The sequence below is a fragment of the Campylobacter sp. RM16188 genome, assembly GCF_012978795.1.
GTDB classification, from domain to species: Bacteria; Campylobacterota; Campylobacteria; order Campylobacterales; family Campylobacteraceae; genus Campylobacter_A; species Campylobacter_A canis.
Genome location: NZ_LIWQ01000008.1, coordinates 117,684 through 130,423 on the forward strand (window position 1 = coordinate 117,684; position 12,740 = coordinate 130,423).

Genomic DNA, 12,740 nt, shown 5'->3' on the forward strand with positions numbered 1-12,740 from the left:
AATATGAAAAAAAGTTTATTGGCACTTAGCCTGCTAGCGGGCTTTGCACTGGCTGCAGAGGTAAATATCTACTCTGCCAGACACTACGATGCGGATAATGAAATTTACAAGCTGTTTGAGCAAAAAACAGGTATCAAAGTAAATGCAACTCAAGCAAAAGCAGGAGAGCTTATTAAAAAGCTTGAAGCTGAAGGCGACACTTCTGCAGCGGATCTTTTCATCTCGGCTGATGTTGGAACGTTTTTTAACGCCAAGGAAAAAAATCTTTTACAACCTGTAAAATCAGACTATCTAGAAAAGACGATACCTTCTCAATACAGAGATAATGAAAACCAATGGTTTGCTATCTCAAAAAGAGCAAGAATCATCGCCTACGATAAGAGAAATTTCGATCCAAGCGGTATAAAAACTTACGACGATCTTACAAAGCCTGAGCTTAAAGGCAAGCTTTTAATAAGAAGCGCAACTTCAGGATACAATAGATCTCTTCTAGCGTCAATCATAGCTAACGAAGGAGTAGAAGGCGCTAAAAAATGGGCTGAAGGCACGCTTAAAAACTTAGCTCGCGATCCAAAAGGCGGTGATAGGGATCAAGCTAAGGCTATCTTTGCAGGAGAGGGTCAAGTAGCCGTTATGAACACTTATTACATCGGACTTATGCTTACATCTCCAAAACCTGAAGATGTAGAAGTGGCTAAAAATTTAGGCGTGATCTTCCCAAATCAAGCGGATAGAGGAACTCACGTAAATATAAGCGGTATCGCACTTACAAAAGCGTCTAAAAATAAAGAAAACGCCGTTAAATTTATGGAGTTTTTAGTTAGCCCTGAAGCTCAAAAGATATTTGCGGGCATTAACTACGAATATCCGATCAACAAAGAAGTTGAAGCAAGCGATGTGATTAAAGCTTTTGGAACATTTAAAGAAGACACAACTCCGCTATATAAAGTTGGCGAAAATATCAAAGAAGCCGTCAAAATCTACGATATGGTCGGCTGGAAATAAGTGAATATCAAATTTTGGGCGATTTTTATCGCCCTTATCATCTTAATCCCGATTTTTAGTATATTTGTTGAAATTTCCTTCGGCGATTATTCGCTGCTTGGGCACTTTTTCCAGTATCTATTTTTAAGGTATGTTCAAGGAACATTTTTTGTAGCCATCGGAGTTTTAACCCTTAGCATCATCATAGCTACGATATCTGCGTGGATAGTGGCTAACTACAAATTTCCTCTTTCAAATTTCTTTGAATATGCCCTAATGCTTCCACTTGCCATACCTGCTTACATATTTAGCTTTTGCTACGTAGGCATCATGGAATACGGCGGATATTTTCATAAAATTTTTGGCGTTAGATTTGAGTTTATGAATATTTACGGCGCGATATTTGTGCTAGCTATGTCGCTTTATCCTTACATATATATGTTTGCTAAAACATCTTTTAAAACGCAATCTCAAACGATATTTGACACCTGTAAAATTTACAAATTAAGCCAGTTTCAAATTTTTTATAAAGTCGCCATCTTCATCTCTCGCCCCGCAATCATAGGAGGAGCGATGCTTGTACTCATGGAGACGCTTAGCGATTACGGAACGGTTGCGTATTACGGAGTTGAAACGTTTAGCGCGGGAATTTTCAAGCTATGGTTTGACATGGGCGATTCTTACTCGGCATCTGTTCTTGCGGCGATGCTAATGGTATTTGTCTTCATCATCATGATATTTGAGCATTTTAATAAAAACTCCAAAAGATACAGCTTCAACACCCACAACACATCAAAGCTCACCGCTAAAATCAAACTTAGCAAATTTGGCTCGGCAGCTGCCTTTTTATGGTGCTTTGTGCTATTTTGCCTTGCGTTTTTATTTCCTTTTATCTGGCTTGTTTATTGGAGCGTTAAGACTATCGGCTCGTTCAAATTTGAATTCGTGCAAATGGCTTTTAACTCGCTCTTAATGGCTAGCGTAAGTGCGGTTTTGATAACTGCGATTAGCTTTTTTTTGGTGTTTGCGACGCGCATCATAAAAGATAAGAGGCTAAATACTTTTTTACTCAAAGCAACCTCACTCGGATATGCACTGCCGGGAGCCAGCATAGGGCTTTGCGTGATTATCGTATTTGGATTTATAGATAGAAATTTCAGCCTTCAACTTCTCTCATCTAGCTTTATCGTTCTGATATTTGGCTATATAGTAAGATTTCTAGCCACTTCAATCTATGCCGTAGAAAGCGGCTACTCTAAAATTCCAAGCAGCATTGATGATGCGAGCTTGCTTTTAAACAGATCAAAATTTACTCTGTTTTTCAAGGTTCATTTTCCGCTACTGCGCCATTTTTTCTTTTTGTCGCTGATAGTCGTTTTTATCGACATCATCAAAGAGCTTCCGCTCAGCCTCATCTTGCGTCCGTTTGGCTTTGAAACGCTTAGCATAAGGGCGTTTTTTTATGCGACCGATGAGAGACTTTACGCGGCTGCATTGCCATCTTTACTGATAGTTCTGCTATCGCTTGTTGCAGTGGTCTGGCTTGAAATAATATCTAGGAAAAAATCATAATGGAAATTTTAAAAATCAAAAATTTAAATAAAAAATTTAGCAATCTACAAATTTTAAAAGATATAAACATAACGCTAAATGAAGGCGAAATTTTAAGCATTTTAGGAGAGAGCGGGTGTGGCAAGAGCACTCTGCTTAGAATTATTGCGAATTTGGAAAGCAAAGATAGCGGAGAGATAGAATTTTGCGATGTTTGCGGTGTTGCGATGATGTTTCAAAACTATGCGCTTTTCCCGCATTTAAATGTCTATAAAAACATCGAATTTGCCCTTTTTAAAATGCCTAAAAATGAGCGAGAAGATCGCATAAAAGAGCTTTTGCAAAAATTTAAGATAAGCGAACTAAAAGATAAATTGTGCGATCAAATTTCAGGCGGACAGGCTCAAAGAGTCGCCTTTGCAAGAGCAGTAGCCAATAGAGAAAAACTTTTGTTGCTTGATGAGCCGTTTGCAAATTTAGACCATAACTTAAGAAGCAGCCTTAGGCTGGAGCTAAGAGATATGATCAAGCAAAACTCCCTTAGCGCGATAATGGTGACTCACGATAAGGAAGATGCGTTTTTACTAAGTGATAAAATAGCCCTTATAAAAAACGGCAAAATTTTAGCCATAGACACTCCTAAAAATTTATATTTTCATCCTCAAACTAGAGAAATAGCGCTTTTTCTAGGGGATATGAACTGTATAGATAAAGATATGGTGACAAATTTACCAAGCGAATTTCAAAGCTGGCTTCAGGATAGAAATTTTATGTTTCGTCCTGAAGAGATAAAGCAGGGTAAAACTTATGAGGCAAAAATTCTAAAGGCTCAGTTTTTGGGCGCATTTTATGAGCTATTCTTAGACTTTGAAGGGATTAAATTCAAAGCTATCGTTAGTTCAAATTTGGATATCAAAGAGAATTTTAAATTTGACTTGGTTTAAATTTAAATCACAAATTTATAAATGAAACAAAAACACTCCCATTAACTTTACTGATATACAATTCTTAAATATTAACACAAAGGATTTCGTATGAAAAATATTTTAATTTCCCTAGCGGTCATATCAATGCTTTTGCTTACCGGTTGTTCAGACAGCAGCAAAAAAGAAGTTAAAGATAAAGTAGAAGCCACAAAAGAGATGACGGAAAAAGCGGTTGATAAAACTAAAGAGATGGCAAATGATGCCAAAGAGGCAACAAAAGATATGGCGAACAAAGCTATGGATAAGAGTGCTGAAATGGCAGATAAGGCTAAAGAAAAGGCGGTAGAGATGAAAGACGCTGCTAAAGATATGGCTGAAAAAGCCATAGATAAAACCAAAGAAGTAGCAACAGAAACAAAAGAAAAAGCTGCCGATATGATGGATAGCGCAAAAGAAAAAACTATGAATGCAGGCGAGAAAGCAAAAGAGATGACAAAAGACGCTATAGACGCTACGAAAGAAAAAGCCTCGGAGATAAAAGATGCAGCCGGCGAAAAGATGCAGGATATAAAAGAAGGTGCTAAAGATATCGGTGAAAAAGCCATGGATAAGACAAAAGAAGGCGTCGATAAACTAAAAAATTAAATATCGTAATTTACAAACTAAGCGATGGCGCTCGGCTATCGCTTTTACTCTTTTTTACTTCTTATAATATTAACAAAATAAAAATAGCTATATTAACTTTATTTATATACAATAGCCTAAATTTTAAAAAGGATTTGTAATGAGACGAATTTTAATACCTATGTCAATATTGATGCTTATATTCTTAGGTTGTTCAGATAGCGATAAACAAAAGGCTAAGAATGCTGTTGAAAGCGCTAAGAACATCGTAAATGAAGCCATAGACAAAGGTGCCGATGTAGCAAATGAGGCTTTAAAAAAGACTGAAAATTTCAGACAAAACGCTAAAGATATCACCGATCAAGCGCTAATCAAAGGAAAAGAGATCGCAAACGAAGCTAAAGATATCACCAAAGACGCTATAGACAGCGCTAAGGAAAAAGCAAATGAAATACTAGATAACGCCAAAGAGAAGATGGATGAGATAAATAAAGATCCTATTGACGACGGAATTATCAGAACTTAAATTTATAAAGGCGAGAATGCTCGCCTACTTTGCAAATTCCTACACTTAAATCTCTCGATCACCTAAATTTACATAAGTTTATTTATGATTTAAAACTACAATATTTATTTTTTAAATTTAAATCACAAAGAGCTTGAACAAAGCTTAAAATTTATAAATTTAGCTAAATTTTAACCGATGAGTATTATCGAAAACACAAATACAAAATTTAATCCAACATACAAAACAAAATTTAAAGCATAAAAACTAATGTGATATAATCAAACCAAGCATAAATCTTTCATGAAAGGAGTTTTATATGAGTGCTTCTAAGCTAAATATTAACGGTAGCGATAATGAAAGAATGCTCTCGCCCGTTCCTATGAGTGAGCGCAGACCGACTTTTAACCAAGTAATGGTATGGGTCGGTTTTGGATATGTCGTTACGGGTTTATTTGTAGGTGGCGTACTTGCAGGCTTTGGAAACAAGCCTGGAGTATCGCCTGCAACGGCTATATGGGCTATTATTCTGGGAATGGGCTCGCTTAGCGTCATTACCGCCCTACTTGGTATAGCGGCTCAAAAGACCGGTATGAGTCTAGCTCTTATCTCGCGATACTCTTACGGGATAAAGGGTGCAAATTTGCCTATTACCATCATGGCTCTTTTAACTCTTGGCTGGTTTGCTAGTATCACTGGCATGGTTGGTCAAATTTGGGGTTCATTTATCGGCAATCCTACCGGAATAACCGTATTTGATCCTGCAAGCATAGGATATAGCGGTATAGCACCTATAACGCTTGAAGTATTTTTAGCATGCTTTATATTCGGCATAGTTTTTACCGTAACTGCATATATAGGCATCAAAGCGCTTGAAGCCATAGCTATTCCCATAAGCCCCGTAATCTTAATAATAGCCGTAATAGTAGGATACGGAATGCTTAAAGAGGGTGGCGGACTAAATTCATTCTTTGAAAAGACAAAAGATATAGGCGGTCTTGGTCTTGGAAATGCGATTACCGTAGTGGTTGGAAGCTGGATAGCAGGAGCGGTAATGGGAGTTGATCTGTTTAGATTCAACAAATCCGTTAAAGCAGTCATAGCAGGAGTTTTAGCGTGTTTTATCTTCACAAATCCTATATTAAACATAGTAGGGTATATAGGCGCCGTATCAGTAGGGCAGTTTAATTACGTAGAGTGGATGCTTACAAAGTCGCTATTATTAGCCCTTATTGGTGTTGTAGCATGGACAGCTTCTCTTTGGACAACAAACAATGCCGAGCTTTACTGCAACTCGCTTTATACGGGTCCAGTGTTGTCATCTTATGGCATAAATTTGGATAGAAGAACTCTTGTTTTAATAGCAGGTATATTAGGAACCATACTTGGCTCGCTTGCATTTTATCAGATATTTTTTGCAGATTTTATAACCATACTGGGTACTTTTGCGCCTCCTTTGGCAGGTCCTATTATTGCGGATTATTATCTAGTAAAAAAACAAAATTATGACATAGAGGCGTTTGACAAAGAGCCAGATTATCACCCTGCAGGAGTAATATCCTTTATCATAGGTGCAGCTCTTGGATTTATCTTCCAGTACTTTTTACCACTACCATTTGGATTGCCGTCAGGACTTGTGGCTCTTATAATAACAATCGTAATATACCCTATAATTAAAAATTACATCAAAAAATAAAGGAGAGATTATGAAAAAAGTAGTTTTGAATGAATTTAGTACCAGAGAATTGATTGAAAAATTTAAAAACAAAGAGATAGATAGTGCGATAACGATATTTGGAAGCTGCGAAAGTCATGGGTCACACTTGCCGCTTGGTCCTGATTTATTTGTGCCAGAAGAAATAGCCAAAAGAGCCGCAAGAAAGCTTGATAGCACGATCGTAGTACCTGGCGTTCCGTTTGGAACTTCTATCCATTACAATCAATTTCCTATGTCAATAACGCTTAGATTTGAAACCACTATCGCAATAGCTGAAGATATGTTTGAAAGCCTTATAAATAACGGAATAAAACATATCATCATACTAAATGGTCACGATGGAAACATCCCGGCTCTTGAAATCGCAGCAAGAAAAGTAAAAGATAGACATAAAGATGCTGTTTTGGTGTTTATTCCGGCATGGTGGAACATAACGGGAGCAAGACTGAAAGGTGTTTTTGATGTATGGGACGGGCTTGGACACGGCGGAGAAGGTGAGACTTCTATAACTATGGCAGTTAAGCCGGAACTTGTAGATTTAAAATACGCTAAATGCCAAATGCCAAACGATGTAATTGATATGGGTGAATTTGCAACTATAATATGGGATATAAAAGAGATAAGCCAGACTGGAGCAACCGGAGATAACACAAAGGCTACTTTAGAAAAAGGTCAGAAAATGCTTGATTGTGTTACTGATTACGTCGTAGATCTCATTAAAAACTTTGAAAAAAGAGAGTGGAAATACGATCATAGAAAGTAAATTAAATATGTCCGCAATGCAATTTTTGCGGACATATTTTTATAATAATAAATTTAAATAACCATTTGAAATCAAAAAAATTAATAAATTTGATAATTTTATACTAAAATACAATATTAGGCAGAACTTAATAAGTAAAATTTTATAAAATTAATATTTGAATTTAATCCATGGTAAAAACTACTCTAAGAATAAGAGAATTATTTAAAAATTAAAACATCAAACATTCAATAAGAGATTGCAAGTATATCCTTATAAATTTATTCATATTTATTCTCAGTTAAAGCGCAAATATACGTCCTCTATCTCGCATGCAATAGTATTTTACTTAATTCGTATCAAAAATCAGAAGGTGGTGTCCTCAGCGAGATTCGAACTCACGGCCTCAAAATTAGGAATTTTGCGCTCTATCCTGCTGAGCTATGAGGACATTTAAAGAATACAAAGTACATCAAATTCAGTTTAAAAACAAAAATATAAATTCTTTTATATTTTTTTAAAATAGGTTTTACAGACTCTTTTTATAATAAATTTCTATTTTCTGTAAAAATCAAGAATAACTCTATTCAAACCTATTTGATTATTTATAGCAACTTTAAATACTACGATATAAAATTTTATTGTTTTAAGTAAATCTATTTTGGTTGATAAATTTAAAAAGGGCGAGAAAACCTCGCCCGAAATTTTAGCCATTTCTCTTTTTGATAATCTCTTCGGATACGTTTTTAGGAACTTCCTCATAGTGATCAAATTCCATAGAATACGTAGCACGACCTTGAGTTTGACTTCTAAGATCCGTTGAATAACCAAACATCTCAGCAAGTGGGCAGAATGCCGTAACAATCTTATTACCACTTCTTTCATCCATAGAGCTGATCTGTCCGCGGCGCTTATTAAGATCGCCGATAACATCACCCATATAATCCTCAGGAGTTTCAACCTCAACCTTCATCATAGGCTCAAGGATAACTGCTCCCGCTTTTCTAGCACCTTCTTTAAAGCCCATTGAAGCAGCAAGCTTAAACGCCATCTCGGAGCTATCCACTTCATGGTAGCTTCCGTCAAACAACGTAACTTTAACATCCTCTACCGGATATCCTGCAAGAACACCGTTTTGAAGCGCCTCTTTACAACCTTTATCAACAGCAGGGATGTATTCTTTAGGAACCACACCGCCCTTAATATCATTAACGAACTCATAGCCGCTACCCGGCTCAAGTGGCTCAAGACGCAAGAATACGTGTCCATATTGACCACGTCCGCCTGATTGTTTAGCATATTTATACTCTTGCTCAACTGTTTTGCGGATTGTCTCACGATATGCAACTTGTGGCTGACCAACCTCTGCATCAACCTTAAATTCGCGAAGCATACGATCAACGATAATCTCAAGATGAAGCTCGCCCATACCAGATATAATTGTTTGACCACTCTCTTCGTCTGTTCCTACTCTGAAGCTCGGATCTTCTTGTGCAAGCTTTTGAAGTGCAAGTGCCATTTTCTCTTGGTCGGCTTTTGTTTTTGGCTCAACCGCAACAGAAATAACAGGCTCAGGGAAGTCCATCTTCTCAAGTATTACTTTATCTTTCTCACTTGCAAGAGTATCTCCTGTAAGCGTATTTTTAAGACCGACTACGGCACCGATCTCGCCTGCGTGAAGAACTTTAATCTCTTCTCTTTTGTTAGAGTGCATCTTTAAAAGACGACCGATTCTTTCTTTGTTGCTTTGAACGGTATTGTAAGCATAACTTCCGCTCTCAAGCTCGCCGCGATAAACACGTATAAAAGTAAGTTGTCCTACAAACGGGTCTGTCATAATCTTAAATGCAAGAGCCGCAAATTCGCCGTTATCAGTTGATTCTACAAGAACCTCTTGACCGTCTTCATACTGACCCTTTATAGCCTCGATCTCATCAGGAGCAGGCAAATAATCGACAACAGCGTCAAGCAAAGGCTGAATTCCTTTGTTTTTAAACGCAGTTCCGCAAAGCATAGGCGTCATACTCATTCTTAAACAACCAGCTTTTATGCCTTTTTTAATCTCTTCTTCGGTTAACTCTTCACCGCTAAAGAATTTCTCCATCAAGCTATCATCTGTCTCAGAAACAGCTTCAACAAGCTTATTTCTATATTCGTTCGCTTTTTCTGCTAGCTCGGCAGGAATTTCTTTTTCCACATAAGTTGTAGGCTTACTTTCATCTTCCCAAACATACGCCTTCATCCTTACAAGATCGATAACGCCTTTAAAGTTATCCTCAGCTCCTATTGGAATTTGGATAGGCACAGGGTTTGCTTTTAGCCTATTTTTAATTTGCTCTTCAACGTTAAAGAAATTTGCGCCGATTCTGTCCATTTTATTTACAAAAACTATTCTTGGAACGCGGTATTTATTAGCTTGTCTCCAAACCGTTTCAGATTGAGGTTGAACACCACCAACTGAACAAAATACCGAAACCGCTCCATCAAGAACACGCATAGAACGCTCAACTTCAATAGTAAAATCAACGTGGCCCGGAGTGTCGATAAGATTTATTTGATGCTCTTTCCAATAAGCGGTAGTAGCCGCAGAAGTTATAGTGATACCTCTTTCTTTCTCTTGCTCCATCCAGTCCATAGTAGCAGCGCCGTCATGAACCTCGCCAAGCTTATGGCTAAGTCCTGTAAAAAATAAAATTCTCTCGCTAGTAGTCGTTTTGCCAGCATCTATGTGAGCGGCAATACCGATATTTCTAACCATATGAAGTGGGGTTTTTCTATCTGACATGAATTTTCCTTCTTACCAGCGGTAGTGAGCAAATGCCTTATTAGCCTCTGCCATTTTGTAAGTATCTTCTTTCTTCTTAAAAGATGCACCTTTTGAATTTGCAGCATCAAGTAGCTCGTTAGCAAGCTTATCTATCATAGTTCTTTCACTTCTTTTTCTTGCATAGCCGATTATCCATCTGATTGCAAGAGCTTGCTGGCGTGCAGGACGAACCTCAACAGGAACTTGATATGTAGCACCGCCCACACGACGTGATTTAACTTCCATGATAGGCTTTACGTTTTCTATAGCATCGTTAAAAACATCTATGCCTTTAACTTCGCTGTTTCTCTTCTCAATAGCTTTGATAGCACCGTACATAATCTCGGTGGCTACGCTTTTTTTGCCGTCATACATAAGCGAGTTAATAAATTTAGTGATTACTTTATTTCCGTAAATCGGATCAGGTAAAACTTCCCTTACAGGGGCTTTTCTTCTTCTCATTTGATTATTCCTTCAAATTTTTATAAATTTTACTCAAACGCAACTAAATTAAAAGCGCGTCTGCGAACCTAATTTTATTTCTTTGCTGCGCCTGCTTTAGGACGTTTAGCACCGTATTTAGAACGTGAAACCGTTCTTTTTGCAACACCGGCCGTATCAAGAGCACCGCGAACGATATGATATTTAACACCCGGTAAGTCCTTAACCCTTCCTCCGCGAACTAGCACAATGCTGTGTTCTTGTAGGTTGTGACCCTCACCGCCGATATAGCTAATAACTTCAAAGCCGCTAGTTAATCTAACCTTGGCAACTTTTCTCAAAGCAGAGTTTGGTTTTTTCGGAGTTGTAGTATAAACTCTCGTGCAAACGCCTCTTCTTTGAGGACACTCTTTTAGCGCAGGTGATTTTGATTTTACAATCACTTTCTTACGCTCTTTTCTGACCAATTGATTTATGGTTGGCACAGTAATTCCTTTCGACTAAATTTATTAAAAAGACCTAATTATATTTAAATACAACTTAAATTAATGTAAATCCTGTATTTTTGCTGAAATTTAATCAGCTTTTAATGCGTATTTGCCGCTACCCGTAAATAAAATAGACAAAGCAAGAGTCATATAAAGATATACGATTTCGGCTTTAAATCCACCGACATTAGTAAGCTCAAACAAATTTGCAAGACCGTGAAATGAATACAAAATAGTAAGGCATGTCCCAAGAAGCAAGACGCTTCCTATCCTTGAAAAAATTCCTAAAATTATCATCAATGGAGCCAAAACTTCTCCGACATACGCGAAATAAGCCATAAATTCAGGTAAGCCTGCTTTAGTAAGGATAGCCTTTACTCCGCCGATTCCGTTCATGATTTTGCTAAATCCGTGTGTCAAAACACAAATTCCAAGACCAAGTCTTGCAACAAGAATTCCTAAATCTAAATTTTTCATATTACTCCGATTAAATTTTGATGTTTTATTTGTTAAAAATAGAATTTGATTAAAAGCTCCGCCAAATTTAAAGGCGGAGCAAAATGTTAGTTTTGTTTTAGCTTGATTTTTTTATCTTGATAAAGACCTGTTCCAACAGGTATCATGCGACCTAAAATAACGTTTTCTTTTAGATCCTCAAGATAGTCAAATTTAGCAGCAATACTTGCCTCTGTTAAGACTTTCGTAGTCTCTTGGAAAGATGCGGCAGATATGACGCTATCACTTCCTATAGCAGCCCTTGTAACACCAAGCAAGATAGGCTCTGCTATGGCAGGGTTTCCGCTCATGCGCATAATTCTTTCGTTTTCTTCCTTGAATCTTGCGCGTGAAACCATATCTCCAACGATGAAATTTGTATCTCCGCTGTCTATGATCTTAACCTGTCTTAGCATCTGAGAAACGATGATCTCGATATGCTTATCGGCAATCGCAACGCCTTGAGAGCGATAAACTTGTTGAATTTCACTTATCAGATAGTAGTGAAGCGCTTTTTCGCCTAAAATTCTAAGCACGTCATGGCTTGAGATCAGACCATCTGTTAGCTTCTCGCCTGCATGGATAAACTCCCCGCTTCTTACTTGAATTTGACGAGTTTTATCTATCAGGTATTCAGCGGTTGTGCCGTCTTCTGACTCGATGATAATTCTTTCTTTCGAGCGAAGAGGTTTATCAAATCTAACAACACCGTCAATCTCTGCAATGATAGCGGTATTTTTCGGGCGTCTTGCTTCAAAAAGCTCACTAACGCGAGGAAGACCTCCGGTGATGTCTTTTGATTTTGCTACCGCCTTTGGAGTCTTAGCTAAAATTTCAGCCTGCTCTACACTAGCTCCATCTTTTACAAATATCGCGGTCTTTGGCTCAAGCTGATATCTGATAAATTTTCCGTCTTTTGTCGCGATAACTATCGTAGGCTTGATGCCTGAAGGCAAGTATTCGTTGATAACCAAACGGCTTTGACCGGTTGTTTCGTCATACTGCTCGGCAGCAGAATACCCAGGCTCGATATCCTCATAAGTTACCGTTCCTGCTTCTTCGGCTATCGTAGGAGTTGAGTACGGATCCCACTCTGCGATAATAAGTCTCTCTGCATCCGAAGGCTCAGCCAAGATCGTTTTAGACACTACTATATCGCTATCGTTTACTTTTATGACCGAATTTCTAGGTATATAGTAACGAACCGCTTCCCTATCTTCCTCATCGGCTACAACTACAAATAGGCCCTTTTCGGTTACTAAATGTCCTTTTTTTATATCTCTTATACGCTCTAAATAGTCGCCCTTAAGGACATAAAATTTAAGCACTCCGTTTGCACCTGCGGTTATCTTTTTAGTTATAGGATCTCCGTCTTTTACCTTTATCTCGCTTGCAAACGGGATACGATTAGGTACGTTCCAACCCTCTTTAATAACCTCAACTATACTTTCGTTTTCTTTT

General features: G+C 37.8%; 11 protein-coding genes, 1 tRNA gene and 1 pseudogene. 7 read left to right on the forward strand and 6 right to left on the reverse strand.

The genetic code is table 11. From position 1 onward, the window contains the following. Positions 1-3 precede the first annotated feature (3 nt). The 7 genes from CDOM16188_RS06225 (at position 4) to CDOM16188_RS06255 (ending at position 7,070) form a co-directional block, all read left to right on the forward strand. Positions 4-1,005 (forward strand): Fe(3+) ABC transporter substrate-binding protein, encoded by a 1,002-nt coding sequence (locus CDOM16188_RS06225; protein WP_172200371.1) that lies wholly within the window; start codon positions 4-6, stop codon positions 1,003-1,005. After that, positions 1,006-2,556, forward strand: a complete 1,551-nt coding sequence (locus CDOM16188_RS06230; protein WP_172200374.1) for an iron ABC transporter permease — start codon at positions 1,006-1,008, stop codon at positions 2,554-2,556. 5 nt (positions 2,557-2,561) lie between these two features. Then, on the forward strand, positions 2,562-3,479 hold the full coding sequence (locus tag CDOM16188_RS06235) for an ABC transporter ATP-binding protein (RefSeq protein WP_367649339.1): 918 nt from the start codon (positions 2,562-2,564) through the stop codon (positions 3,477-3,479). A gap of 90 nt (positions 3,480-3,569) precedes the next feature. Next, a complete protein-coding gene (locus CDOM16188_RS06240; protein WP_172200380.1) occupies positions 3,570-4,106 on the forward strand; it encodes a hypothetical protein in 537 nt (178 codons plus the stop codon). Between the two features lie 139 nt (positions 4,107-4,245). Beyond that, on the forward strand, positions 4,246-4,611 hold the full coding sequence (locus CDOM16188_RS06245; RefSeq protein ID WP_172200383.1) for a YtxH domain-containing protein: 366 nt from the start codon (positions 4,246-4,248) through the stop codon (positions 4,609-4,611). 298 nt (positions 4,612-4,909) lie between these two features. Beyond that, positions 4,910-6,286: a cytosine permease gene (locus CDOM16188_RS06250; protein WP_216656243.1), complete on the forward strand. Its 1,377-nt coding sequence runs from the start codon at positions 4,910-4,912 to the stop codon at positions 6,284-6,286. Positions 6,287-6,296: 10 nt separating this feature from the next. Further along, positions 6,297-7,070 carry a creatininase family protein gene (locus tag CDOM16188_RS06255; protein WP_172200386.1) on the forward strand — a complete coding sequence of 258 codons (774 nt, stop codon included), beginning with the start codon at positions 6,297-6,299 and terminating at the stop codon, positions 7,068-7,070. A 353-nt stretch (positions 7,071-7,423) separates the two neighbouring features. Here the strand turns inward: CDOM16188_RS06255 and CDOM16188_RS06260 are convergent. From CDOM16188_RS06260 to CDOM16188_RS06285, 6 genes and pseudogenes are all read right to left on the reverse strand, one after another. Beyond that, positions 7,424-7,500 (reverse strand) — tRNA-Arg (locus CDOM16188_RS06260). A gap of 255 nt (positions 7,501-7,755) precedes the next feature. Continuing rightward, positions 7,756-9,834 carry an elongation factor G gene (gene fusA / locus CDOM16188_RS06265; RefSeq protein WP_172200389.1) on the reverse strand — a complete coding sequence of 693 codons (2,079 nt, stop codon included), beginning with the start codon at positions 9,832-9,834 and terminating at the stop codon, positions 7,756-7,758. Between the two features lie 12 nt (positions 9,835-9,846). Beyond that, complete coding sequence (gene rpsG, locus CDOM16188_RS06270; protein WP_169940601.1) at positions 9,847-10,317, reverse strand: 30S ribosomal protein S7; 471 nt, start codon at positions 10,315-10,317, stop codon at positions 9,847-9,849. A 74-nt stretch (positions 10,318-10,391) separates the two neighbouring features. Next, positions 10,392-10,781, reverse strand: a complete 390-nt coding sequence (gene rpsL / locus CDOM16188_RS06275; protein WP_169940604.1) for a 30S ribosomal protein S12 — start codon at positions 10,779-10,781, stop codon at positions 10,392-10,394. Positions 10,782-10,871: 90 nt separating this feature from the next. Next, complete coding sequence (locus CDOM16188_RS06280) at positions 10,872-11,261, reverse strand: DoxX family protein (RefSeq protein WP_172200391.1); 390 nt, start codon at positions 11,259-11,261, stop codon at positions 10,872-10,874. 86 nt (positions 11,262-11,347) lie between these two features. Then, positions 11,348-12,740: pseudogene (locus tag CDOM16188_RS06285) on the reverse strand (DNA-directed RNA polymerase subunit beta'); the annotation flags it as partial.

Excerpts from the sequence above, each read along its gene's own strand:
- CDOM16188_RS06240 (WP_172200380.1), top strand. The coding sequence starts at position 3,570 with ATGAAAAATATTTTAATTTCCCTAGCGGTCATATCAATGCTTTTGCTT.
- CDOM16188_RS06255 (WP_172200386.1), top strand. The coding sequence starts at position 6,297 with ATGAAAAAAGTAGTTTTGAATGAATTTAGTACCAGAGAATTGATTGAA.
- rpsG (WP_169940601.1), bottom strand. The coding sequence starts at position 10,317 with ATGAGAAGAAGAAAAGCCCCTGTAAGGGAAGTTTTACCTGATCCGATT.
- CDOM16188_RS06225 (WP_172200371.1), top strand. The coding sequence starts at position 4 with ATGAAAAAAAGTTTATTGGCACTTAGCCTGCTAGCGGGCTTTGCACTG.
- CDOM16188_RS06280 (WP_172200391.1), bottom strand. The coding sequence starts at position 11,261 with ATGAAAAATTTAGATTTAGGAATTCTTGTTGCAAGACTTGGTCTTGGA.
- fusA (WP_172200389.1), bottom strand. The coding sequence starts at position 9,834 with ATGTCAGATAGAAAAACCCCACTTCATATGGTTAGAAATATCGGTATT.
- CDOM16188_RS06250 (WP_216656243.1), top strand. The coding sequence starts at position 4,910 with ATGAGTGCTTCTAAGCTAAATATTAACGGTAGCGATAATGAAAGAATG.
- CDOM16188_RS06245 (WP_172200383.1), top strand. The coding sequence starts at position 4,246 with ATGAGACGAATTTTAATACCTATGTCAATATTGATGCTTATATTCTTA.